Origin of the sequence: Thiomonas sp. FB-6 (assembly GCF_000377645.1) — a bacterium.
Lineage (GTDB): Bacteria > Pseudomonadota > Gammaproteobacteria > Burkholderiales > Burkholderiaceae_C > Thiomonas_A.
The window spans coordinates 37,136-61,039 of sequence record NZ_KB898487.1 but is presented as its reverse complement, the minus strand read 5'-3'; the positions used below and the strand labels follow the sequence as shown (position 1 = coordinate 61,039).

Sequence of the window (23,904 nt, the reverse complement as noted above, 5' to 3'; positions counted from 1 at the left end):
CCGCACAAAAAAACAGCAGGGTAGGTCGAACACCTGGCCCAGTTTTCGGTCGGCACAACCCTCATACGTGGCTCAAATTTCGGTCGGCGCCAACATCATTGAACGACTCAACACGGAAAAGACCCGCGTTGGATACGCCAGGTATGTCGATGACATTGTCCTGCTAGCCGACAGTCCGACCGTCCTCAGTGAGATGCGAGAGTCGATTGATCGGCATGCGCGAGCGCTTGAGCTGACCCTTTTGGCAAAAGCTGACGAGATCCCGCCAATGAGTGCGGACGAGTTCTCCCTATACATCAATCAGGGGCGGGCGTTGGCCGCATCAGGTCCTGCATGGGAGCCGCCGCTCATCGGCGATGGCGAATCAGGATGGGAGTTTTGGTCCGTTGCACCAAACACGGATCGGCAATCTGCGCTGCAGCTACTTCACAACGTCGAACTGTACAAGGCGCCCGGCTCGACCATTATTCAAACGGCCAAAACCGCTCTACAAGCTCCAGACCTTAGAACGTCAGAGTTGCCCAAAGTCGCACGGCTTCTGTGGTACGCGATCGCATGCGAACAGGAGGTGGACGGCAGTCGTGCGACCGCTGCTTCAGCCTGGAGCCGATACCTGACGCTCTGGACCGAATGCCAACAAGGGACTTCATGGCGTCTGCTCCCAGATAAGAACTCCTGGGAATCACCTCTCCTCTTCGGACTAGAAGGTCTTGAACATCTGATTGACACCAAGCCCCGCGATGTTCGGGAACTGACCGCGGAGGAAAACGTCACTCGACGGAGCCGGATCGCCTCGCTGGCCACACTAGTACTTGAGCCGGGGTTCAGCGCACCTTTCGGCGTCACCGATTCTGGGCCCGAGTACCAACGCGAAGCGAGATTCCAACTCTTGGCCTGGAAAGCCCGGCGCGCCACGAGTCATGGCAACGCATTTGTTATGCGGTCTGAAGCTGAGCGCGCCCGGTTGGTTCAGTCTTGGAGACCTTTCGAGTGGATGCACGAAGCAGTTGCACTTCTTGCCGCCTCTACAGCATTCCCTGAAGACCCGCTGAAGCCGTTTATCGAGCCGTTCACCCACGTCATAGGTCACGACGCCAGGGAAAGCTTTGCAACTCGCCTCTTTCAGAACCTGCTTCCTGACCGAGAAGATCAGGAACCACTTTCCGACGGAGGGACTGGGTCTCTCGACCAAAGCAACGCGACCATTGCGGCCATAGCTTTGCAGACCCTGGCGAGTGTTGTTCCCCGAAGCGAGATCCTTTCCTGCCTGAGTCGGCGCCACCGCTTGTTAGCTCCGACGTCTTTAGCTGACGCGAGGTCACGGCTGCTTCTGCCGCCACTTCCTGGCATTCGCGCTAAGCGCCTCTTTTCCTGTCTCATCGAGGGCGAGTCGAAGGAAAGTAGCGCAGTGGCGCGAGGCTTGGAAGCAATCGAACTGAACGACTCTGAACTGGACTTACCTGAGTTTATAGGCGCCGACTCGCAAGCAAGGCTGCGGCCCTTGGCGCTGCATTGGACTCGGGAGGCGATTGCGTCCACCGGAGGCCTTTTACGTCGACTCGAGGGGCGGCTGCCGCCTGAGGACTACCTCCGTCTGCGCACGTCGACGGATTCAGCAGGATTACCTTTGGCGCCAGGAAGCCTCCGACTCGCTGCTTGCATGTATCGCGCTATTGCAACGTCTGTCCGGCACTTCGCTCGCGAACATGCAGAATTAGAGCTTGTCCCCGCGTGGCCCTACCTTGCTCAAAGTCTTAACGGGAAGGAGCACTACGTCATTGCCGAAGGTGTCTTGCGAGCTGAACTCGGAAATCGAGCGTTTGTCCGCGATGGTGGTCGTGCGCTTCGTACCATAGAAATTCCGATCTACGAGGCGGAACTTTGGCGCGTCGGTGCGGCCGTAAGTGACTTCCTCGGGCTCCATGACGATGTGGCCAAATTCAGTGACGCGGAGACCGAAGTCGCCCTCGATGCCGTGGCACTGAGCAATCCAGCGAGATATGTGCTCCGCTCCCAGATGCGAAAGCTTCGTGGTGCATTTGCTGACTCGAAAATTAGCAAAAGGCAAACGTCGGGCGGCACGCTACCGGCCAGCATCGAGCGGTCCCTTCGGCTTCTGGAAGAATTCCCGGATGACTCGGCGCCTGCCGTCCAGCAGTTGGCCCATGTACTAGCGATTGAGGCCGAGTCGGCTGCAATGTTCCTATCCTTCCGAGAACAATGGAACTACGTTGATGCCGTAGTGTTCTTGAAAGAGCTTACCGGAAGGCTGATTGCACGCCTTCCCCTTTCTGTATCAAAGGATCTGGCGGTGGACGCCGGCAACCTGGGCGGGCTACGGCGAGATTTCTCCGGCGTCCTCGGCTTCGCGAGACAACTGAACTCACTCTACGGCAACACCTCTATTTCCGAGGAGCTCGTATGGAAAGCATTGTGCGCTGGGGCCGTTTGCACAGGAATTTCCGTTGCGATTGATGGGATAATCGCTTCCATACGGAGCCTTGCCGGCTTTTCGGCACTTGATACATTTGATTTCCCAGCAGACTGGAATATTGCGCCATCGACTGACGCCGTCTCAAACATCGCGGCAAACGAGTGCTCGAATGCTGAAGGCACTACGCGACAACGTGGGCGTGTGGGATTGGTCGATCAACTGAGAACGGTTGTTCGCCATCTTGGGCATCGGCTTCGAGGAGAAAACAGTTCGGATACACGCCTGTCGGCCGGTCTATGCGGCCTCCTTGAGTCAGTAGTCCGAAAAGTTGCTCAGGCTGAATATGCCTACGAGCAATCCGACGAGATGCTCGACTGGCCCTTTGAATGCCTGAGCAAGAGAACGCTCGAGCTGCTAAATCTAGAGTTACTTGAAGCGACGGCGGAACTTGTCCGCCTTCTTGACGCCGAACTGGGATTTGAACTGATTCAAGCTAATGAGGCCTCCTACGGCTACAACGCACAATCGCGACGGTTTATCGATTCGCGCAACGGTTCCTGGGAGGTAACACCATGGATGATTTCGCAGTTTCCGCGCTTTGCGAAGCATATCGAAGAGGCCGTCGTTGACGGGCGCGTACTGAGAAGCTGGTCTGAAGTCTATGACCGAAGGTCCGGTCGACTGCTCTCGGTGTCTGCTTTGGGTGAACCATTTGCTTCAATCGCACTCAAGAAGGAGGCGGGTGAGCGAGAAGTCGCTAGCGGCGCGTTGAGCCCTGCCGACCACCGCGATAGTCTTCTTGTGGAACCGCGGGCTGAACAAGGTCGACCTTCCGGACAGAGAAGCGAGCAGACCACATATTTTGCGAATCAAGAGGATTCTGGCTCAGCGGCAGCCTCTTCTGTTTCACTGGGCGGGCCGGCAAATCCCGTTGACCCGACAAGCGAGATGGCGACTGGAGGATCCGTCCCCAATACGGGTCGGACTCCGCCACCCCCAAGGCCGACGCCCGGGCCCGATGCTTCGCACTCGGCATCTTTTGCGCTTGACACCCGCGCGTTTAGGAAGAAGCAACGCACGGCTTGGGAGGCACGCTCCGAATCGAGAAAACGTGCAGCTCATATACGCGTTGCGTTGCTACAGATGTCCCTGGACATCACCTACTCACATCCAATGATGGAGACGTGCCCTTCCAAGTGGCCATTCTGTCCTGAGGTCAGAGATAGCTTATCTAAGCAACTTGAGCCAAAGGATCTGTACGCGATGTTGGCTCTTGCGACAGCTAGCTCTGGTTCGGAGCATCACTGGAAAGGGGGAGGAACTGATCCAGTTCAATTGTTGAGCTGGGCCGAGCACCGCCGTCGACGGGTTCTCGAAAGAATCATCGATAGCTGCGAGGCCTTCAAAGTTGATCTGCTTGTTCTACCCGAGTACTCAGTTCGGAGGGAGACAGTGGATTGGTTGAAGGGCTATCTGGCCGGCAAGCATGTTGCAGTGCTTGCTGGCACATACATGGAATTCCGGCCGAACCCACCACCTCACAATTTGGCCGCCCCGCTCACATTGCTGTGGCCGGTGCCAAAGGAGATCGCGCGCCAGATGGTGGGGTCTAGCGATAGGGGTGGCGACGGTCAGAATGGAAGAGAAGACGCATTGGCGCGAGGACTTGTCCTAGAGTTCTCACGCAGCAAGAAATATAGATCTGTCGCGTTGAACGAGATCTTTCGCCCGATGACGGGACCATTAGGGCCTTTGTTTAAGCCCGAGGATTTGATCAAGGAGATTCAGGAGAAGACTGGATGGGTGCCGACAGCAAGCGCTGTCAGCGCACTGCTCTCGCAGAGTCGCCTTCCGCTGAAGCATATCTTGGAATTAATCTGCTCCGAGGTCTTTCTAGTTTCAAGCCCTGCCAATTACTTGAATATGGCTCATGACTATGCGGATGTACGACGGCGCTTCGGCGAGGTCGCAGATGCCGACGAAGTCGAGAGAGATCTTCATGAACTGGCAAGGCATCTGTCGATCACTGGTGACGGAAGCGGCACGCGCAGGTCGGTACTTGCCATTCCTTCGGCAACAACTCGAAGTGCAGACTACTGGATCGCCGGGCAGGCCTGTCAACTTGCGGCCGGCACAACGTCGGTTTTTGTGAACGGGATTGGTGGTAATCTGGTTGGCGGAAGCTGTTTCATTGGCAGAGGTAGTTGGAAGTCTGCCCATTCTGCGCCCGGATACCTTTCTTCGCTCACCCCTTACCACGGTTGGTCAAAGGGGATCTACTACAACAACCCAAGCGATGCACTAAGCGAACTCGATCAAGCCGTGGTGATTGCAGATATTGACCCATACAACATGCTGGAAGGGAGGCCTAGACCGCAGACGATGCCAGTGCCTCTGCAACTTGTCGCGTATCTTCCTCTCGTAGAACATGTCGACTGGCAGAGGACGGAGTCTAACGTCTTACTGTCTACAGGGCTTCCCAAAAGTACAGGCGGAAATGTTGAACGGCCGAAAGGGATCGCGCAAGACGAAACAAAGTTCTGGTCGTGCGTGGAGCGCGCGATCACCGCACCTACCCCAGAGCACTTTAACGAGCTTTGGCACCACTTCCCCGATCGACATGCTATCTCGTCGCGAGCCACAGCCTTCTGGAACGACGGTGCAATTCAGCCTGCTCTCTGGGCACATGCGCCAAACGCATTTGGTTCGCCTGCACTCTACGATTGGATCGATGTCAGCTTATCGGTAGGTGGGGGCGAAACATTAGCACAGGTCGGCGTGCCGCCGTGGCCGAACGTAAGATTACCTTGAGAGGTCCGGCAAGAAATCGACAAGCGCAAGCTTCATATTTACGCGGATGGCGCCGAAAGCAGCGCTTGGCGATCACTGGGGCTCCCGAGACTTTTGACTACACCATTGCCGTCGTCGCGATAGGCCGCGCCTCAACTACGGCCATGGCCGAGAATCGGGCACTCGGCGGACCATCGCCCCCCCTTGCGTCAAGCAGGTATGCGGCTGTTCGTGGGAGCGCGAAGGTCGTAATGCGGTAAGGCACTTTGACGGGGCAACGATCATGGCGATTGGCATTCTCCTCGGCGTCACGGTGATGATGGCGGCGTTCGCTGGCGTCGTGATCTTCGGCCGCAAGCGTGGCCTGCTCTAGCTGCCTGGCCAAACCGCGGCCGACGCTTGACAAGCGTCGCGGCAATTCCATTGTGCCCAATTCACGCCCTCTCCTAGTGCGCGCGTGGATTGCACGCGCAGATTCACGTGCAGGCGATGGGGCGTGCTGAGCTTCGCGCAACGCTCGCCGTGGGTTTGGTGACCGCGAAGCGGGGCCAGGCGTCCAGCCGCAGCCCCTGCAGCCCACGGCTGCAGGTCGGGGGGAGCCAGCCGCGTGGTGCGCCGAGCAAGGTGCGCAGCACCGCACCGAGGCCACAGGCCGCCCCAGCGGCCGGCAGCGGTTGGGGGGCGGAGCCCCCGCCCCGCGGTACGCGCGGGGCGTTCCGAAAGGCTGCCCCTGCCAAAGAAGCCACCCGGGCCTCGCCGTGCTGCGCAGCGGCACGGTGGGAAGTGGCGGCTTTGGTAGAGCGTCCCGGAGACCCACGTCGAACGGGTAAGCGCGGGCTGGCTTTCCAGAGGACCCGCGCGTAGCGCGGGGCGCCGCGAGCTGCACAACGTGCGGCGCTGCAGTCGCCCACAGGGCGACGGAAGGCAAGGACGATGCTGCAGCGGCCCCCTTCGGGCCGCCAAGACCAAGCAAGCCGGCGCCGTAGCGCCGGGCCGCCAGGCGCACGTCCAGTGCCGCTTGGTCTTGGTGCAGCGCCTGACGCGCAGTAGCCGCAGGCACCGCATATCGGCGTTCGTGCCGTGCACATCGCGGGAACAGACAGACGTATGGCCTCTGGCTTGCGCAGCCAGCAATGCGAAGACGACTCCCAGGTGTCGATACATCCTCCGAGGCTTGGCGCTCACGTCGAATAAGATCAGGCGATTCCTGCAAAACAGCCAAGGCAAACCATGGGACGCCGGCGCAAGAACGAACTCAGGGAAATCGTCGAACTGCTTTCCGCGCTGCCCTGGTGGGCGTCGCTCATCGCGGCCGTGCTGAGCTATGCCATCCTGCACGCCTTGGCCAGGCCTCCTGCGGTGCAGCCCGGCGCCGACGCCGCGAAGCAGCTTGGCCCCGTGATGGTCCACGCACTCATCGCAGGCATGGCAACGTTCGGTCAATTCCTCGTGCCGGCACTTTGCGTGCTCGCCGCGGCCATGTCGATGTTCAAGCGCCGGCAAGGCCGTGATCTGGCCAGCCGCGTCGCCACCGCTCCGTCGGCCGCCGCGCTCGATGCCATGACCTGGCAGGATTTCGAGCGCCTGGTCGGCGAGGTGTTCCGGCAGCGCGGGTATAGCGTGGCCGAGACCGGGCGTGGCGGGGCTGACGGCGGCGTGGATCTGGTGCTGCGCAAAGGCCACGAGAAATTCCTCGTGCAGTGCAAGCAATGGAAGGCGCTGAAGGTCGGGGTCGAGGTCGTTCGTGAACTGTTCGGGGTGATGGCCGCAAGCGGCGCCGTCGGCGGTTTCGTCGTGACCTCGGGAACTTTTTCCAGCGACGCCACGGATTTCGCCCGTGGGCGCAATGTCGAGTTGATCGACGGCGTCGCCTTGCACCGCATGCTGCGCGCGGCGGAACCGCATCCGACGACGCCGGGATCCGCCTCAAGCGCAGACCACGGATCGCAGACGGGTGTACCGGCTTGCCCGGTCTGCGGGTCGGGCATGGTCCGGCGCACGGCGAGGAAAGGAGCGAACGCGGGCAAGGCCTTCTGGGGCTGCGAGCGTTACCCCGGATGCCGCGGAACCCGGCCTGCGTGATGACGCTCCTGCCTCACCCGCGGCGTCCGTGGCCCGCCGAAGGGATGCCGCCCTCCGTTCGGGCAGCCCAGCAGGAGGCCTGAGTGGACCCCGCCACCTGCGCCTACTACGCGGAACACGCGGCCGAGATCGCGGGGCGCTACGAGCAGGTGCCGAGCCCCCTTGCGGGCTATTTCGCGACGGCGTTCGCGGCGGGCAGCCGCGTGCTCGATGTCGGTTGCGGCTCCGGCCGCGACCTGACGGCGCTGCGCGCGGCGGGCTTCGACGCCTTTGGGGTGGAGCCGGTCGATGCGCTACGCGCGCAGGCCTTTCGCCTGCACCCCGAGTTCCACGGGCGCATCGCCGCGGCCGCTCTGCCGGCGGTCGGTGCGCCGTTCGGCGGCAACTTCGACGGTGTGCTGTGCAGCGCCGTGCTGATGCATCTGCCGCAGGCCGAGTTGTTCGACGCCGCGTTCGCGCTGCGCGCCCTGCTGCGCCCGCACGGCCGATTGCTGGTCTCGGTGCCGCTGAGCCGCGGCGAGCCCCTGCAGCACGACCGCGACGCCAACGGTCGACTTTTCACACCGCTGGTTCCGGAAGCCTTGCAACTGCTGTTCGAGCGCATCGGGCTGCCACTGATCGGGCGCTGGGACTCCGACGATGCGCTGCAGCGCGACGGCACGCGCTGGTCCACCCTGTTGTTCGAACTGCGCGCTGCGGGCTCGTTGCGCGCCGCGGATCAGATCGAGGGCATCCTGAACCGCGATCGCAAGGTTGCCACCTACAAGCTGGCGCTGTTCCGGGCTCTGGCCGAGATCGCGATGCAGGAGCCGCATGCCGTGCGTTGGCTGGCGGGCGGCGCGGTTGCAGTGCCGGTGCAGCGCATCGCCGAGCGCTGGTTGCTGTACTACTGGCCGATCATCGCCGCGGGCCATATTCCGCAATCGCAAGACGAAGGCGCCGGCAGCCGCAACCCGCTGCGCTTTCGCGCCTCGCTGACGGCGCTGATCGACGCATATCGCCATGCAGGGGAGTACGGCGGCTTGTCCGCGTGGCACCTCGACCGCATGGCCGGGCGGATGACGGCCGAGGTGCAGGCGCGGCTGCATGCGGCGCTGCGAGACATCGCGGTCGCGATCCGTACAGGCCCGGTGGCCTACTCGGGCGGCGCGCTCGATACCGGACGCGTGTTCGGCTGGGACGCACGGCTGCAGGGCGTGACCCTGTCGGCCGAAATGTGGCGGGAACTGAGCCTGCTCGGCCACTGGATCGTCGACGCCGTGATCGTGCGCTGGGCCGCGTTGACCGCGCGCTTCGCCCAGCGCCAGGGCCTGAGCGCGGGAGACGTGCTGCCCTTGCTGCTGGCGCGCCCTGCCCCCGAGCGCGCCACCGCACTGGCACGGCAGATCTATCTGGACAGCGGAATCGACCATTGCGTCTGGAGCGGCAGAGCGCTGGCACGGCGTTTCGAAGCCGACCACATCATCCCGTTCGCGCTGTGGGGCAACAACGCGCTGTGGAACCTGGTGCCGGTGGCCCCGGCGGTCAATCGCGCCAAGTCGGACCGCCTGCCCGCGGCGGATCTGCTGGCGTCGCGCCGCCCTGAGATCCTCGGCGCGTGGCGGGTTGCGCAATGCGCCGTGCCGGACGCATTCGATCGCGACGCCTGCTCGCTGCTCGGGCATCGCCTCGGCCGCGGTGAGCAGGGGTTGCGGGACTTGTTTGACGTACTCCGCGAATCCATTGAAATCACCGCGATGCAGCGCGGTGTTGCCCGCTGGGAGCCGTGAGACGGCCTCCGTTCGCCGGCGGGATGCGATTCTTGCGGGGGACGGGCGAGCGTTTCGATCGGGTCATGCCGGCCCAAGACGCCAAAAAGCCCGAGTGGCGTGAACCACTCGGGCCTTGAAACTGGCGTCCCCTAGGGGATTCGAACCCCTGTTATCGCCGTGAAAGGGCGGTGTCCTAGGCCTCTAGACGAAGGGGACAGGACGTACTGCGTACTGCATTTTTTTGCTTGGTTGGTGGAGGTAAGCGGGATCGAACCGCTGACCTCTTGCATGCCATGCAAGCGCTCTCCCAGCTGAGCTATACCCCCGCAAGCAAAGACATAAATGATAGCCGACATTCCGCGGCCCGCGCAAGCCCCTTGTCGGAAACCTGCGCGGGACGGGCGGAATGGCTCAATGCCGGGTGGTCGCCTCGATGGTGCCGGCGGCCGGCTCGCCGGCCGCCGCCGCGCCCGCCGCCGGCGGGTCCTCGGCCAGGGGCTGGGGGACGTGCTCGAGCGCGACTTCCAGCACCTTGTCGATCCACCTCACGGGGACGATCTCCAGGCTGCTCTTGATGTTCTCGGGCAGCTCCTGCAGGTCCTTGACGTTCTCCTCGGGGATCATCACGGTCTTGATGCCCCCGCGGTGCGCCGCCAGCAGCTTTTCCTTCAGGCCGCCGATCTCGAGCACTTCGCCGCGCAGCGTGATCTCGCCGGTCATCGCCACGTCCGCGCGCACCGGGATGCCGGTGAGCGCCGAGACGATGGCGGTGGTCATGGCGATGCCGGCGCTGGGGCCGTCCTTGGGCGTGGCGCCCTCGGGAACGTGCACGTGCAGGTCGCTTTTCTCGAACACCTCGTCCTTGATGCCCAGGCGTTTGGCGCGCGCGCGCACCACGGTGCGAGCGGCTTCCACGGACTCCTTCATCACGTCGCCCAGCGAGCCGGTGCGGATGATGTTGCCCTTGCCCGGCAGGCGCGTGGCTTCCACGGTGAGCAGCTCGCCGCCCACCTCGGTCCACGCCAGGCCCACCACCTGGCCCACCTGGTTCTCGCGCCCGGCCAGGCCGAAGTTGAAGCGGCGCACCGACAGGAACTCGCTGAGGTTGTCGGCCGTGACCACCACCTTGGCGCCGTACTTCTTGAGCAGCAGGCCCTTGACCGCCTTGCGGCAGATCTTGGAGATCTCGCGCTCCAGCGAACGCACGCCGGCTTCACGCGTGTAGTAGCGCACGATGCCGCGGATGGCGTCCTCGGTCACGTCGAGTTCGTCTTCCTTCACGCCGTTGTTGCGCATCTGCTTGGGCACCAGATAGCGTTGGGCGATGTTGACCTTCTCGTCCTCGGTGTAGCCCGACAGCCGGATGACTTCCATGCGGTCGAGCAGCGCCGGCGGGATGTTCAGCGAGTTGCTGGTGGCCACGAACATCACGTCGGACAGGTCGAAGTCGACCTCGACGTAGTGGTCGCTGAAGGTGTGGTTCTGCTCGGGGTCGAGCACTTCCAGCAGCGCCGAGGAAGGGTCGCCGCGGAAGTCCATGCCCAGCTTGTCGACCTCGTCGAGCAGGAACAGCGGGTTGCGCACGCCGACCTTGCCCAGGCTTTGCAGGATCTTGCCCGGCATGGAGCCGATGTAGGTGCGGCGGTGGCCGCGGATCTCGGCCTCGTCGCGCACGCCGCCCAGCGCCATGCGCACGAACTTGCGTCCAGTGGCGCGCGCGACGCTCTGACCCAGGGAGGTCTTGCCCACGCCGGGGGGCCCCACCAGGCACAGGATGGGGGCCTTGACCTTGTCCACGCGCTGCTGCACCGCGAGGTACTCGAGGATGCGTTCCTTCACGCGCTCGAGCCCGTAGTGGTCCTCGTCGAGCACCTGCTCGGCGAAGGCCAGGTCGTGGCGCACCTTGGACTTCTTGGCCCAGGGCAGGCCCACCAGGGTGTCGAGGTAGTTGCGCACCACGGTGGCCTCGGCCGACATGGGCGACATGAGCTTGAGCTTCTTGAGCTCGGCGTCGGCCTTCTTGCGCGCGTCCTTGGGCATGTGCGCGCCCTTGATCTTCTTCTCCAGCTCCTCGATGTCGGCGCCCTCCTCGCCTTCGCCGAGTTCCTTCTGGATGGCCTTGACCTGCTCGTTGAGGTAGTACTCGCGCTGGCTCTTCTCCATCTGGCGCTTCACGCGCCCGCGGATGCGCTTTTCCACCTGCAGGATGTCGACCTCGCGCTCGAGCTGCTCGAGCAGGTTCTCCAGGCGCGCGTGCACGTCGGAGAGCTCCAGCACGGTCTGCTTGTGCTCGAGCTTGAGCGGCAGGTGCGCGGCGATGGTGTCGGCGAGACGGCCCGGGTTGTCGATGCCGGAGATGGAGGTGAGGATCTCGGGCGGGATCTTCTTGTTGAGCTTGACGTACTGGTCGAACTGGGTGACCACGGCGCGGCGCAGCGCCTCGGACTCGGCCGAGGATTCGGAGCCGGCGTCGACCAGCTCGACGTCGCAGACGAAGAAGTCTCCGTTGTCCTCCACGCGGTGCGCCTTGGCACGCTGCACGCCCTCGACCAGCACCTTCACGGTGCCGTCGGGCAGCTTGAGCATCTGCAGGATGGTGGACATGCAGCCCGTCTCGAACAGGTCCTCGGGCTTGGGCTCGTCCTTGGCGGCGGTCTTCTGGGCCACCAGCATGATCTGCTTACCCGCCTCCATGGCGGATTCCAGCGCGCGGATCGACTTGGGCCGGCCCACGAACAGCGGAATGACCATGTGCGGGAAAACGACGACGTCCCGCAGCGGCAGCAAGGGCACCGCGGTCGTGGCGGTGGGTTCCGCCGGGGTGGTGATCTGGGATTCAGCCATCTTGGCCCCCTGAAAAGTCATGGTGCACAGATGGGGCGCCGGCCGGGAATTGCAAGCCCGCGGGCGCGGCACCCCCTGGAATGCCGGGTCGAAGCTTCGGCGCGCCGGGGCTTTGCGCGCGCCGAGGTACTCAGGCGCCAGCCGCTTGCGCCTTGTCCTCGAAAGTGAGCAGGGGCTTGGCGCCGCTGGCGATGGTGTTCTCGTCCACCGTCACCGCCGTCACGCCCTTCATGTTGGGGATCTCGAACATGATTTCCAGCAGCGCCTGTTCGACGATGGAGCGCAGCCCGCGCGCGCCGGTACGGCGCTGCAGGGCCTTGCGCGACACCGCGGCCAGCGCCGAGGAGCGGAACTCGAGTTTCACGCCGTCCATCTCGAACAGCTTCTGGTATTGCTTGACCAGCGCGTTGCGCGGCTCGGTGAGGATGCGCACCAGCGCCTCCTCGTCCAGCTCGGACAGCGTGGCGGCCACCGGCAGACGGCCCACCAGCTCGGGGATCAGCCCGAACTTGATCAGATCCTCGGGTTCGATCTGCTCGAAGGTCTCCGACAGGCTCTGCTCGGATTTGCTGCGGACGGTGGCGGAAAACCCGATGCCGGATTTCTCCGAGCGGTTTTGGATGATTTTCTCCAAACCGTCGAATGCGCCGCCGCAGATAAACAGGATATTCGTCGTGTCGACCTGGATGAAATCCTGGTTCGGATGTTTGCGCCCGCCCTGCGGCGGCACCGAGGCCATGGTGCCCTCGATCAGCTTGAGCAGGGCCTGCTGCACGCCCTCGCCGGAGACGTCGCGGGTGATCGAGGGGTTCTCGGACTTGCGCGAGATCTTGTCGATCTCGTCGATGTAGACGATGCCCCGCTGCGCCTTGTCGATCTCGTAGTTGCAGCTCTGCAGCAGCTTCTGGATGATGTTCTCGACGTCCTCGCCCACGTAGCCAGCCTCGGTCAGCGTGGTGGCGTCGGCGATCACGAAGGGCACGTTGAGCACCCGCGCCAGGGTCTGCGCCAGCAGGGTCTTGCCCGAGCCGGTGGGGCCGATGAGCAGGATGTTGCTCTTGCTCAGTTCCACCTCGCCGGGCTTGGCGCCGTGCTGCAGGCGCTTGTAGTGGTTGTACACCGCCACCGACAGGATGCGCTTGGCCGCTTCCTGGCCGATCACGTACTGGTCGAGGATGTCCTTGATCTCCTGCGGGATGGGCAGCTCGGAGCGCCCCTGGCGCTCGGCCTTGTCGGCCGCCACCGCTTCGTCGCGGATGATCTCGTTGCACAGGTCGATGCACTCGTCGCAGATGAACACCGACGGGCCGGCAATCAGCTTCTTCACCTCGTGCTGGCTCTTGCCGCAGAAGGAGCAATACAGGATCTTCTCGCCGGTGGGTGTCTTTTTCTCAGCCATGGCTCGCTAGGGTGATACGTGAAGGAGACGAGTCTCAGGTGCGGGTGGCGATGACTTCGTCGAGAAGGCCGTATTCCTTGGCCTGGTCCGCGGACATGAAGAAATCCCGTTCGGTGTCGAGGGCGATCTTTTCCAGCGGCTGGCCGGTGCGCTCGGAGAGGATGCGGTTGAGGCGCTCGCGCAGGTACAGGATCTCGCGCGCCTGGATCTCGATGTCGGTGGCCTGGCCCTGGGCGCCGCCCAGCGGCTGGTGGATCATCACCCGCGAGTTGGGCAGCGAGTAGCGCTTGCCCTTGGCGCCGGCGGCCAGCAGGAAGGCTCCCATGCTGGCGGCCAGGCCCACGCACAGCGTGGACACGTCGGGCTTGATGAACTGCATGGTGTCGAAAATCGCCATCCCGGCCGAGACGGAGCCGCCCGGGGAATTGATGTACAGCGAGATGTCCTTGTCCGGATTCTCGGATTCCAGGAACAGCAGTTGCGCCACCACCAGGTTGGCCGTCTGATCGTTGACCGGCCCCACCAGGAAGATCACCCGCTCGCGCAGCAGGCGCGAATAGATGTCGTAGGCCCGCTCGCCGCGACCGCTTTGTTCAATGACGATCGGCACCATGCCGAGGTTTTGGGTTTCGAGGGCACTCATGACTGTGGATTGCGATGGAATGCTTCAAGGTTAGCATGCCCCCCGCCACGTCGCCCGGAACGGTCGCGCCACGGCAACGCGGGCTTTGACCCGCCTAAAAGAAGGGGCATTCGGGGCACCAAGAAAAACCGCCCGGCCGCGCCGCCGCCGGGTGGCAGCAGGACGCGGGCCGGGCGGCCCTGGGCGGACTCGCGCAGCGGGGCGGCGCGCTTTTCAGTTCGACTGCATCAGTTCGTCGAAGCCCAGCGCCTTGTCGGTGACCCGTGCCTTCTCGAACACGTAGTCGGCCACGTTGTTCTCGATGACGATGGATTCCACCTGCGACAGGCGCTGCTGGTCGCCGTAGTACCAGCGCACGACTTCCTGCGGATCCTCGTAGCTGGAAGCCAGGTTCTCCACGTGGGCGCGGATCTGCTCCGGCTTGGCGTGCAGTTCGTTTTCCTTCACCAGCTCGGCCACGATCAGGCCCAGGCGCACGCGGCGCTCGGCCTGGTCGCGGAACATGTCGGGGGCGATGGGCAGCTTGTCCACGTCCTTCATGCCGCGGCCGGCCAGGTCCTCGCGGGCGCCGCGGATCAGGTTGTCTATCTCCTCGGCGACCACGCCGGCGGGCAGGTCCACCGGGTTGACCTTGAGCAGAGCTTCCATCGCGGCATTGCGGTTGCGCGAGCTCAGGCGGGCCTTCACCTCGCGCTCCAGGTTGCGCCGGATGTCGTCGCGCAGCTTGGCCACGTCGCCGTCGGGCACGCCCAGCTCGGTGGCGAACTCGGTGTTCACCTCCGGCAGCTGCTGCATTTCCACCTTCTGCACGCGCACGTGGAAGCGGGCGGTCTTGCCGGCGACCTCGCGGCCCTGGTAGTCCTCGGGGAAGTGCAGGTCGAAGTCGGTTTCCTCGCCGGCCTTGCGTCCGGTCGCGCCGGCCTCGAACTCGGGCAGCATGCGGCCCTCGCCCAGCACGAAGGCGAAGCCCTCGGCGCTGCCGCCCGGGAAGGCGACGTCGTCGATGGTGCCCGCGAAGTCCACGGTCACGCGGTCGCCCTCGCGCGCGGCGCCGTCGGCGGCGTCACGCTCGACGAAGCTGCGGCGCTGGCGGCGCAGCACGTCGACGGTCTTTTCCACCGCGGCGTCGTCCACCTCGCAGCTGGCGCGTTCGACCTCCACGCCGGACAGATCGCCCAGGGCGATGTCGGGGTACACCTCGAACTCGGCGTCGAAGGCGAAAGCCTCGGCGGCGTCGGAGCCGTCGTGCGGGGTGAACCGGGGCATGCCGGCCACGCGCACGTGGGCGGCGCGCACCGCTTCGAAGAACACCTGGCCCACCTTGTCCTGCAGCACCTCGGCTTCCACCGACGGGCCGTAGCGCTTCTGCAGCACGGCCAGCGGCACCTTGCCGGGGCGGAATCCGGACACGCGCGCCGTGCGGGACATGTTCTTCAGGCGCACCACGACTTCGCTCTGCAGGTCCGCCTTGGGCACCGAGACGGTGATGCGGCGTTGCAGCTTATCCAGGGTTTCTACGGCTGTCATGGAAAAATCCGTTGTTCGATCAAAAGTTCGGCCGGCGGCGTCGTGGTGCGAGGGGGGGGACTCGAACCCCCACGCCTGTGAGGGCGTCAGGACCTAAACCTGGTGCGTCTACCAATTTCGCCACCCTCGCGCGAGTCCCGTCGTCCCGTCCTCGACGCCGGCGTGATGCCCGCGGCGTCGCGCAGACGTCGGCGAAAGAACCATTCTATCCTTTGCGGCGGGCGCGCCCCACAGGGCCAGCGACGACGCCACTTCCGACTCCCTTGCCATGGCCTCCCAAGACCCCCTGCAGCCCGATTTCGCGCCACGCGGCACCGCGTGGTACTACGCCACGATGCACCTGGCCGGGCCGCGGCGGCGCCAGCTGCTGCTGCTGCAGGCGTGGTGGCGCGCGGTGCGGGTGATCCCGGCCTCGGTGTCGGACCCGATCGTGGGCGCGGCCAAGCTGGGCTGGTGGCGCGCGCAGCTGCAACAGATCGAGCAGGGCCGCCCCGACCACCCGCTGCTGCGCGAGCTGCACCCTGCCCTGCGCGAGGCCCCGGGCGCCCCGGCGCTGCTGGAGCAGGCGCTGGACACGGTGCAGCCCGCGGCGCCGGCGGCGCGCGCCGATTGGGAAGGCCTGCACGCCGATCTGCTGCGCGGCAGCGGCAGCGTGGCGCGCGTGGCCATGGCCCTGGCCGGCAGCGCCGACACCGCCGCGCAGGCCTACTTCGCCGAACTGGCGGCTGCGCTGGACCTGCTGATGCTGCTGCGCGACGTGGGACGCGATGCGCGCGAACAGATGGTGCGCCTGCCGCGCTCGCTGCTGCGCACGCACGGGCTGGGCGAGCACGATTTCACGCAACTGCGCGACTCGCCGGCCCTGCGCGCCGCGCTGCGCGATGCCGGCGCCCAGGCCGCCGGGCGCCTGCAGGCGGCGCGCGCGCTGCGCCCCCGCGGCATGGGGCGCGCGGGACGGGTGCCGGACGCGCTGGGCCGCATGGGCGCGGCGCTGCTGCGCGAGCTCGAGCAGGCCGACTACGCCTTGCTGGAGCAGCGCATCAGCCTGCCGCCGCTGCGCCTGCTATGGGAGGCCTGGCGCGCCAAGTTCGGCGCGTAATGTCGCTGCCCTGCCCGGCCCCCCGGCCCGGCCGGGCTGTCAGCCGGCCACCGCGCGGCGCATCGCCGCGGGCAGTTCCACGCTCTTGCGCAGCGCGTGGTCGATCCACACCACCTTGGCGCCGCCGTTGGCGTAGACCTCGCCGGGGCGGTCCTCGCGCAGCAGTTCGTAGAAGGTGTCGAAACTGCTGCGCCCGGGGTTGGCGGCATAGACCTGCACCAGCACCGAGCCGGGGTGGCGCAGTTCGCGCAGGAAGTTGCAGAAGGCGTTGACCACCACCGGCCCCTGCCCGGGCGGCGGCGCGTCGGGCCCCTGGCCGGCCTGCTCCAGCAGCGAGTGCAGCCAGTCCATGCGGCCGATTTCCATGTAGCGGAAATACAGGGTGTTGTTCACGTGGCCCATGGCGTCCATGTCGCCCCAGCGCATGGGCACGACGGTCTCGAACACCAGCCGGCGCTGCTCGGGAAGGCTCAGTTCCATCGTGCCCCCGTCAGACGCCGAAGCCGTCGTCGGCGGAAATGACCGCGCCGTTGACGAAGTGGCTCTGCCCGCTGGCCAGCATCAGCAGCACCGGGTCCAGGTCCTCGGCGCGGCCCACGCGCTTGCGCGGCAGCATGTCCATGAGCTTGCGCCCGGCCTCGGTGTCCCAGTGCTCGTGGTTCATCTCGGTATCGATGTAGCCGGGGCAGATGGCGTTGACGTTGATGCCGAAGCGCCCCCATTCCAGCGCCATCGCACGGGTCATGTGCACCACGGCGGCCTTGCTCATCGCGTACACGCCGATCTGCGGCAGCACGCGCAGGCCGGCCATGGAGGCGATGTTGACGATGCGCCCCCCGGCCCAGGTGCCGGGCGAGGCGCCGCGCGAACGCGCGATCATGCGCCGCGCCACTTCCTGCGCCACGAAAAAGGCGCCGCGCACGTTGGTGTCGAACATCAGGTCGAAGTCCTCGGGGCGCACGTCCACCAGCTTGGAGGCCACCGACACGCCGGCGTTGTTGACCAGGATGTCGATGTTGCCCACCTCGGTTTCCGCGTGCGCCACCGCGCTGCGGATGCTGGCGGGGTCGTCCACGTCCAGCGCCACCACGTGGGCGTCGCCGCCTGCTCCCTCGATGCAGGCGCGCAGTTCCTTGAGGCGTTCGGCGCGCCGGCTGGCCAGCACCACGGCGGCGCCGGCGCCCGCCAGCGCCCGCGCGAACTGCCAGCCCAGGCCGCTGGAGGCTCCGGTGACGAGCGCGACGCGCCCGGAAAGATCGATCGTATAAGCCATGGATGGGATGAGGACGAAGGGTGCGGCTCGGCCCTTGCCGCCGCAAGCGCCCGATGCTACGCGCCTTGACGCGTCGCAACAACGCCGTCGCCCGCAAGCGCCCGGGCCGCGGCCGGCGCACGCAACGCCCGATCCGGGCGGCGGCGGCCCGCGGATTTGTCGATAATGGGGCCATGTCCGAACGAACCATTCCGCTGGTCGACCACCGCTACGCGGCGAGCATCCCCCAGGTCCCGGCCGTCGCGCCCGCCGCGGGCAGCCAGGTTCACGACCGCCTGGACCGCCCGCTGCACGATCTGCGGATCTCGGTGACGGACCGCTGCAATTTCCGCTGCACTTACTGCATGCCGAAGGAGATCTTCGACACGCAGTACGAATTCCTGCGCCATGACGAACTGCTGCGCTTCGAGGAAATCGAGCGCGTGGCGCGCGCCTTCGTCGAGCTCGGCGTGCGCAAGCTGCGCATCACCGGCGGCGAGCCGCTGCTGCGGCGCGGCGTGGAACAGCTGGTGGCCATGCTGGCACGCCTGCGGGGCGCCGACGGCGAGCCGGTGGAGCTGACCATGACCACCAACGCCTCGGCGCTGGCGCGCAAGGCGCAGGCGCTGCGCGAAGCCGGGCTGCACCGCGTCACCGTCAGCCTGGATGCGGTGGACGACGAGGTGTTCCGGCGCATGAACGACGTGGACTTCCCGGTGGCCACGGTACTCGAGGGCATTCGCGCCGCGCAGCAGGCGGGGCTGGCGCCGGTGAAGGTGAACATGGTGGTGCAGCGCGGGGTCAACGACCAGCAGGTGCTGCCCATGATCGAGCATTTCCGCGGCAGTGGCGTGGTGCTGCGGTTCATCGAGTTCATGGACGTGGGCAACACCAACGGCTGGCGCATGGACCAGGTGCTGCCGGCCGCCGAACTGCTCGAGCGCATCGGCGAGCGCTACCCCCTGCGCGCGCTGGATCCCAGCGTCGCGGGCGAGACCGCCGAGCGCTGGATGCTGGCCGACGGCAGCCTGGAAATCGGCCTGATCTCCAGCGTCACGCGCGCCTTCTGCCGCGATTGCAACCGCGCACGCCTGTCGATGGAGGGCAAGCTGTACCTGTGCCTGTTCGCCAGCCACGGCCACGACCTGCGCGCGCTGCTGCGCGGCGACGCCCAGCGCGGCGTGCAGGCGGTGAGCGACGAGGCGCTGCGCGGCGCCATCGCGCAGGTGTGGGGCGCGCGTGCCGACCGCTACTCCGAGCTGCGCGGCCAGGCCGCTCCGGACACCGGCGGCACGCCGTCGCCGCGGCGGGTCGAGATGTCCTACATCGGCGGTTGAGATGCCGCCCGGCGATCCCCGTCCCGGCGCCGCGCCCGCCTCGATTGCCTCCGCGCGCATCACCGGCCTGCTGCTGGCCGGCGGGCGCGGTTCGCGCATGGGCGGTGCCGACAAGGGGCTGCTGCAGCTGCGGGGCGAGAGCCTGGCCGCCCTGGCCTTGCGCCGCCTGCGCCCCCAGGTGGGTGAACTGCTGATCAGCGCCAACCGCAACCTGGACGACTACGCGAGCCTGGGCGCGCGGGTGCTGGCCGACGAGCAGCCGCAAGACTTCGCCGGCCCGCTGGCAGGCATGGCCGCGGGCCTGCGCGCCTGCGCCACGCCCTGGCTGCTGTGCGTGCCCTGCGACGGCCCCTGGCTGCCGCAGGACCTGGCGCGGCGCCTGGGCGAAGCCGCGCTGGCGGCCGGACGCGACGCGGCCATCGCGGTGGCCGGCGGGCGCCGTCAGCCGGTGTACGCGCTGCTGCGCCGCGAATTGCTGGACTCGCTGCTGGTTTTCCTGCGCGGCGGCGGCCGCAAGGTCGAAGCCTGGCTGCAGACGGTGGGATTCGCCGAGGCCGCCTTCGAGGACCTGCGGGCCTTCGACAATATCAACCTGCCCCAGCAGCTGGAAGCGCTGCAGGCGCCCCGCTGAACCACAGCCCCTCCGACCACGCGACCCAGCGACAACTCGAGCCCCCGATGCCGCCGCCCTCCCCCCGCAGCGACGACGCCCTGCTCAGCGTGGAGCAGGCGCGCGAGCTGTTGCTGCAGTTGCCCGCCCCGCACCTGGAAACCCGGCTGGTGCCGCTGCACGAGGCGCTGCAGCGCGTGCTGGGCGCGGACGTGGTCGCCCCCTTCGACGTGCCCGCGCACGACAACGCCGCGATGGACGGCTACGCGCTGCGCGGCGCCGATCTGCTGGAGGGCGCGCCGGCGCGCCTGCGCGTGGCCGGGCGCGCGCTCGCCGGCCATGCCTTCGTCGGCGAGCTGCCGGCGCAGGCCTGCGTGCGCATCATGACCGGCGCGGTGATGCCTCCCGGCTGCGACACCGTGGTGCCGCAGGAGCTGTGCCGAGAGAGCGGCGGGGAATTGCACATTCCGCCCGGCGCGGTGCGCGCCGGCGACCACGTGCGCCGCCGCGGCGAGGACCTGGCCGCGGGGCGCCCGGCCCTGCACGAAGGGCGCGTGCTGCACGCCGCCGATCTGGGCCTTGCCGCCTCGCTGGGCATCGGCGAGCTGCCGCTGCGCAGGCGTCTGAAGGTGGCCTTCCTGTCCAGCGGCGACGAACTGCGCTCCATCGGCCAGCCGTTGGACGCAGGCTGCATCTACGACAGCAACCGGCATACCCTGTGGGCCATGCTCGCGCGCCTGGGCTGCGAGCCGCTGGACCTGGGGCTCGTGCCCGACCAGCCCGATCTGCTGGAGGCCGCGCTGCGCCGCGGCTGCGAACAGGCCGACGTGGTGATCAGCTCCGGCGGCGTCGGGGTGGGAGACGCCGACCACCTCGGGCGCACGATGGCCCGGCTGGGCGACGTGTCCTTCCGCCAGGTGGCGCTGCGCCCGGGCCGCCCGCTGGCCTGCGGCCTGCTGCGCTGCGAGCGCGGCCACACGGTGCTGCTGGGCCTGCCGGGCAACCCGGTGGCGGTGATGGTGGCCTTCTACGTGCTGGTGCGCGAGCTGCTGCTGCGCTTCATGGGCGCCAGCCCGGGCGCCCTGCCCACGCTGCGCGCGGTGGCCGCGCAGGCGCTGCGCAAGCGCCCGGGGCGCACTGAATACCAGCGCGCCACGCTCCGCCGGCTGCCGGACGGGCGCTGGGAGGCGGCCAGCACCGGCAACCAGGGCTCGGGGGTGCTGCACTCGATGAGCCAGGCCGACGGCCTGCTGGTGCTCGAGCACGAGCGCGGCAACGTGGCCGCGGGCGAGGCAGTGGACTTCCTGCCCTTCGACGGCCTGGCGTGAACACCGTCGCGCCGCCGCGCGAAGGCCTCAGAAAATCTGGTTGATCAGGTCCTCGCCCAGGCCGATTCCGGCGCCCATCGCCACGGCCTGGCCGAAACCGGAGCCCAGGAATCCGCGCAGCATGGAACCGACGCCGCCCTGCTGCGGGTAGCCCTGCTGGGGGTAGGCGCCTTGCTGGGGATAGCCCTGTTGCGGATAGCCGCCCTGCTGGGGGTAGCCGGGGGCATAGGCCGGCGCCTGCGGCGCGGGCTGCGCCACGGCCTGCCCGGACCCCGCCTGCATGCGCTCGTGCTCGGCCTGCCACATGGCGTGGATGGCCTGCAACAGCGCGTTCATCTGCTGTTGCTGGGCCTGCACGGCCAGCGCCAGCTCGCGCAGGTCGAGCTGCCATTCACGCGCGTCGGCGTTGCCCCCCTGCGCGGCGGTCTGCAGCTTGCCGGCGAGCGCCTGGAGTTCCTGCGCGATGGTCTGGTCCTGCGCCTGCAGCTGGGCGTAGGCCTGGTCGATGGTCGGCACGTCCATGTCATCCCTCCTTCGCATGGTTGATCGAGTACTTCGGGATCTCGATGGTCACGTCCTCGCCGTCGAGGATGGCCTGGCAGGACAGGCGCGAGCTCGGCTCCAGGCCCCAGGCGCGGTCGAGCAGGTCCTCCTCGCTCTCGTCGGCCTCGCCCAGCGAGTCGAAGCCCTTGCGCACGATCACGTGGCAGGTGGTGCAGGCGCAGGACATCTCGCAGGCGTGCTCGATCGGAATGCCGTGCTCGAGCAGGGCCTCGCAGATCGAGGTGCCTCGCTCGGCCTCGACCTTGACGCCCTGCGGGCAGTATTCCTGGTGCGGCAGTACGGTGATCAGGGGCATGGGGTCATTCTCCGTCGCCGGCGTCGTTGCCGGCCAGGCTGTCGATGCTGCGCCCGGCGAGCGCGCGCTGGATGCTGCGGTTCATGCGCTGCGCGGCGAAAGGCTCGGTGGTCCGCGCCAGTTGCCCGATGGCGTCGCGGATGGCCAGGTGGTCCTCGGCGCGCGCGGCCTGCGCCAGCGCCGCCATGGCGGCGTGGATGGCGTCGCGCTCCTCGGGGAGCAGCAGGTCGGAATCGGCCTGCATGGCCGTGCGCGTGGCGTCGAGCAGGCGTTCGGCCTCCACCTGCTCCTCGCGCAGCGCGCGCGAGGCGGCGTCGGCGTCGGCGTGGCTGAAGGCCGCGCGAAGCATGTCGGCAATGCGGGCGTCGTCCAGCCCGTAGCTGGGGCGCACCTCGACGTGCGCCTGCACCCCGCTGCTGGCCTCGCGCGCGCTGACCTCGAGCAGCCCGTCGGCGTCCACCTGGAAGGTGACCAGCACGCGGGCCGCGCCGGCCGGCATGGGGGGAATGCCGCGCAATTCGAAGCGCGCCAGCGAGCGGCAGTCGGACACCAGTTCGCGCTCGCCCTGCACGACGTGGATGGACATGGCCGTCTGGCCGTCCTTGTAGGTGGTGAATTCCTGCGCCCGCGCGGTGGGAATGGTGCTGTTGCGCGGAATGACCCGCTCGACCAGCCCACCCATGGTCTCCAGGCCCAGCGACAGGGCGATGACGTCCAGCAGCAGGGTGTCGTCGTCGCTGTTGCCCGCCAGGGCATGCGCCTGGCGCGCCGCGCCGACGGCCACCACCTCGTCGGGGTCGAGGTCGGTCATGGGCTCGCGCCCGAAAAAGTCCCGCACCGCCTCGCGCACGACGGGCATGCGGGTGGCGCCGCCGACCAGGATGATGCCGGACATGTCCTGCGGGGCGACGGCGGCATCGTCCAGCACGCCGGCCAGCAGTTCCACCGTGCGCTGGGTCAGCTCGCGGGTGCAGGCCGCGAAGTCCTCGCGGCTCAGCACGGTGTCGACCTTGCCGGCCGCGCCCAGATCCAGGCTTACCGGCACCCGCGGCTGCGAGCTCAGGCTTTCCTTGGCCTGGCGCGACGCGCGGCGCAGCGCCGCCTGCGCGGCGGCGTCGAGCTCGCCCAGGCCGGCGCGCCGGGACAGTTCGGCGGCCACGCGCTGGTCGTAGTCGTCGCCGCCCAGTGCGGTGTCGCCGCCGGTGGCCATAACCTCGAACACGCCGCGGCTCAGGCGCAGCACGGAAACGTCGAAGGTGCCTCCGCCCAGGTCGTACACGGCCCACACGCCGGAGGCGGCGCGGTCCAGCCCGTAGGCCAGCGCGGCCGCGGTGGGCTCGTTGATCAGGCGCAGCACCGGCAGGCCGGCCAGGCGCGCAGCGTCCTTCGTGGCCTGGCGCTGGGCGTCGTCGAAATAGGCCGGCACGGTGATCACCGCGCCCACCGGTTCCACCCCCAGTGCCTCGCGGGCCCGTGCGCCGAGTTCGCGCAGGATGTCGGCCGAGACCTCCACCGGGGTCTTCACGCCGGCCGCCGTGCGCAGCGCCACCATGCCGGGGCCTTGCTCGAAGTCGTAGGCGGCGCGCTGGTGGGGATCAAGATCGTCGAGGCCGCGCCCCATGAAGCGCTTGACCGACACCACCGTGTTGTGCGGATCGGCCACTTTCGCGGCCAGCGCCTCCCAGCCCACCTGGGGGTGCGAACGGGCCGCGTAGCGCACCGCCGAGGGCAGCAGCACGCGCCCCTGCGCGTCGGGCAGGCATTCGGCCACGCCGCTGCGCACCGCGGCGACCAGCGAATGCGTGGTTCCGAGGTCGATGCCGATGGCGACGCGGCGCTGGTGGGGATCGGGAGACTGACCGGGTTCGGAGATCTGGAGCAGGGCCATGCTGGCTTTCGCCGCGCGGCGGTCCGCGCGGCTGGGATTCGTGGAAAACGCAAGAAGGGGG

General features: G+C 67.0%; 16 protein-coding genes and 3 tRNA genes. 7 read left to right on the top strand and 12 right to left on the bottom strand.

The annotated features are described in order from the left end of the window. The first annotated feature begins 67 nt into the window (after nt 1-67). The 3 genes from D466_RS24010 (at nt 68) to D466_RS0113225 (ending at nt 9,075) form a co-directional block, all read left to right on the top strand. Nucleotides 68-5,245 (top strand): hypothetical protein, encoded by a 5,178-nt coding sequence (locus tag D466_RS24010; protein WP_156004284.1) that lies wholly within the window; start codon nt 68-70, stop codon nt 5,243-5,245. 1,209 nt (nt 5,246-6,454) lie between these two features. Further along, the gene (locus D466_RS0113230) at nt 6,455-7,306 is read left to right on the top strand and encodes a restriction endonuclease (RefSeq protein ID WP_018914193.1); all 852 of its coding nucleotides are present in this window, start codon (nt 6,455-6,457) and stop codon (nt 7,304-7,306) included. Nucleotides 7,307-7,389: 83 nt separating this feature from the next. Continuing rightward, the gene (locus D466_RS0113225) at nt 7,390-9,075 is read left to right on the top strand and encodes a methyltransferase domain-containing protein (protein ID WP_018914192.1); all 1,686 of its coding nucleotides are present in this window, start codon (nt 7,390-7,392) and stop codon (nt 9,073-9,075) included. 122 nt (nt 9,076-9,197) lie between these two features. Here D466_RS0113225 and D466_RS0113220 read toward each other — a convergent pair. The 7 genes from D466_RS0113220 to D466_RS0113190 all read right to left on the bottom strand — a co-directional run bounded on the left by D466_RS0113220 (nt 9,198) and on the right by D466_RS0113190 (nt 15,600). Next, nucleotides 9,198-9,273 (bottom strand) — tRNA-Glu (locus D466_RS0113220). 34 nt (nt 9,274-9,307) lie between these two features. Further along, a tRNA-Ala gene (locus D466_RS0113215) sits at nt 9,308-9,383 on the bottom strand. Nucleotides 9,384-9,468: 85 nt separating this feature from the next. Next, nucleotides 9,469-11,901 carry an endopeptidase La gene (gene lon / locus D466_RS0113210; protein WP_026285240.1) on the bottom strand — a complete coding sequence of 811 codons (2,433 nt, stop codon included), beginning with the start codon at nt 11,899-11,901 and terminating at the stop codon, nt 9,469-9,471. A 130-nt stretch (nt 11,902-12,031) separates the two neighbouring features. After that, a complete protein-coding gene (gene clpX, locus D466_RS0113205) occupies nt 12,032-13,300 on the bottom strand; it encodes an ATP-dependent Clp protease ATP-binding subunit ClpX (RefSeq protein WP_018914190.1) in 1,269 nt (422 codons plus the stop codon). A 34-nt stretch (nt 13,301-13,334) separates the two neighbouring features. Continuing rightward, entirely contained in the window at nt 13,335-13,943 is a 609-nt protein-coding gene (clpP, locus tag D466_RS0113200; RefSeq protein ID WP_026285239.1) for an ATP-dependent Clp endopeptidase proteolytic subunit ClpP, read from the bottom strand. Nucleotides 13,944-14,156: 213 nt separating this feature from the next. After that, nucleotides 14,157-15,470: a trigger factor gene (gene tig / locus D466_RS0113195; protein WP_018914188.1), complete on the bottom strand. Its 1,314-nt coding sequence runs from the start codon at nt 15,468-15,470 to the stop codon at nt 14,157-14,159. A gap of 43 nt (nt 15,471-15,513) precedes the next feature. Beyond that, nucleotides 15,514-15,600, bottom strand: a tRNA-Leu gene (locus D466_RS0113190). Between the two features lie 138 nt (nt 15,601-15,738). On the opposite strand from D466_RS0113190, the gene D466_RS0113185 reads away from it, so the two are divergent. Beyond that, nucleotides 15,739-16,569 carry a squalene/phytoene synthase family protein gene (locus tag D466_RS0113185; RefSeq protein WP_018914187.1) on the top strand — a complete coding sequence of 277 codons (831 nt, stop codon included), beginning with the start codon at nt 15,739-15,741 and terminating at the stop codon, nt 16,567-16,569. Between the two features lie 39 nt (nt 16,570-16,608). Here D466_RS0113185 and D466_RS0113180 read toward each other — a convergent pair whose 3' ends face one another. Together D466_RS0113180 and D466_RS0113175 are read right to left on the bottom strand one after the other, a co-directional pair. Continuing rightward, complete coding sequence (locus D466_RS0113180) at nt 16,609-17,049, bottom strand: thioesterase family protein (RefSeq protein ID WP_018914186.1); 441 nt, start codon at nt 17,047-17,049, stop codon at nt 16,609-16,611. 10 nt (nt 17,050-17,059) lie between these two features. Further along, entirely contained in the window at nt 17,060-17,842 is a 783-nt protein-coding gene (locus D466_RS0113175; RefSeq protein WP_018914185.1) for an SDR family oxidoreductase, read from the bottom strand. A 173-nt stretch (nt 17,843-18,015) separates the two neighbouring features. Here D466_RS0113175 and moaA point away from each other — a divergent pair, with 173 nt between their 5' ends. From moaA to glp, 3 genes are read left to right on the top strand one after another with little or no spacing between them, the layout of a single operon-like run. Further along, a complete protein-coding gene (gene moaA, locus D466_RS0113170) occupies nt 18,016-19,158 on the top strand; it encodes a GTP 3',8-cyclase MoaA (protein ID WP_018914184.1) in 1,143 nt (380 codons plus the stop codon). A 1-nt stretch (nt 19,159) separates the two neighbouring features. Next, nucleotides 19,160-19,789: a molybdenum cofactor guanylyltransferase MobA gene (gene mobA, locus D466_RS0113165; protein ID WP_018914183.1), complete on the top strand. Its 630-nt coding sequence runs from the start codon at nt 19,160-19,162 to the stop codon at nt 19,787-19,789. Nucleotides 19,790-19,836: 47 nt separating this feature from the next. Then, complete coding sequence (gene glp / locus D466_RS0113160) at nt 19,837-21,096, top strand: gephyrin-like molybdotransferase Glp (protein WP_018914182.1); 1,260 nt, start codon at nt 19,837-19,839, stop codon at nt 21,094-21,096. Between the two features lie 27 nt (nt 21,097-21,123). On the opposite strand, the gene D466_RS0113155 is transcribed toward glp, so the two are convergent. From D466_RS0113155 to hscA, 3 genes are read right to left on the bottom strand one after another with little or no spacing between them, the layout of a single operon-like run. Then, nucleotides 21,124-21,618 (bottom strand): hypothetical protein, encoded by a 495-nt coding sequence (locus tag D466_RS0113155; protein WP_018914181.1) that lies wholly within the window; start codon nt 21,616-21,618, stop codon nt 21,124-21,126. Nucleotide 21,619: 1 nt separating this feature from the next. Continuing rightward, nucleotides 21,620-21,955 carry an ISC system 2Fe-2S type ferredoxin gene (fdx, locus tag D466_RS0113150; RefSeq protein ID WP_018914180.1) on the bottom strand — a complete coding sequence of 112 codons (336 nt, stop codon included), beginning with the start codon at nt 21,953-21,955 and terminating at the stop codon, nt 21,620-21,622. Nucleotides 21,956-21,959: 4 nt separating this feature from the next. Beyond that, a complete protein-coding gene (hscA, locus tag D466_RS0113145) occupies nt 21,960-23,843 on the bottom strand; it encodes a Fe-S protein assembly chaperone HscA (protein WP_018914179.1) in 1,884 nt (627 codons plus the stop codon). Nucleotides 23,844-23,904: the final 61 nt, after the last annotated feature.

Coding starts and splice junctions, on each gene's coding strand:
- D466_RS0113230 (WP_018914193.1), top strand. CDS start 6,455: ATGGGACGCCGGCGCAAGAACGAACTCAGGGAAATCGTCGAACTGCTT.
- lon (WP_026285240.1), bottom strand. CDS start 11,901: ATGGCTGAATCCCAGATCACCACCCCGGCGGAACCCACCGCCACGACC.
- clpX (WP_018914190.1), bottom strand. CDS start 13,300: ATGGCTGAGAAAAAGACACCCACCGGCGAGAAGATCCTGTATTGCTCC.
- clpP (WP_026285239.1), bottom strand. CDS start 13,943: ATGAGTGCCCTCGAAACCCAAAACCTCGGCATGGTGCCGATCGTCATT.
- tig (WP_018914188.1), bottom strand. CDS start 15,470: ATGACAGCCGTAGAAACCCTGGATAAGCTGCAACGCCGCATCACCGTC.
- D466_RS0113185 (WP_018914187.1), top strand. CDS start 15,739: ATGGCCTCCCAAGACCCCCTGCAGCCCGATTTCGCGCCACGCGGCACC.
- D466_RS0113180 (WP_018914186.1), bottom strand. CDS start 17,049: ATGGAACTGAGCCTTCCCGAGCAGCGCCGGCTGGTGTTCGAGACCGTC.
- D466_RS0113175 (WP_018914185.1), bottom strand. CDS start 17,842: ATGGCTTATACGATCGATCTTTCCGGGCGCGTCGCGCTCGTCACCGGA.
- moaA (WP_018914184.1), top strand. CDS start 18,016: ATGTCCGAACGAACCATTCCGCTGGTCGACCACCGCTACGCGGCGAGC.
- mobA (WP_018914183.1), top strand. CDS start 19,160: ATGCCGCCCGGCGATCCCCGTCCCGGCGCCGCGCCCGCCTCGATTGCC.
- glp (WP_018914182.1), top strand. CDS start 19,837: ATGCCGCCGCCCTCCCCCCGCAGCGACGACGCCCTGCTCAGCGTGGAG.
- D466_RS0113155 (WP_018914181.1), bottom strand. CDS start 21,618: ATGGACGTGCCGACCATCGACCAGGCCTACGCCCAGCTGCAGGCGCAG.
- fdx (WP_018914180.1), bottom strand. CDS start 21,955: ATGCCCCTGATCACCGTACTGCCGCACCAGGAATACTGCCCGCAGGGC.
- hscA (WP_018914179.1), bottom strand. CDS start 23,843: ATGGCCCTGCTCCAGATCTCCGAACCCGGTCAGTCTCCCGATCCCCAC.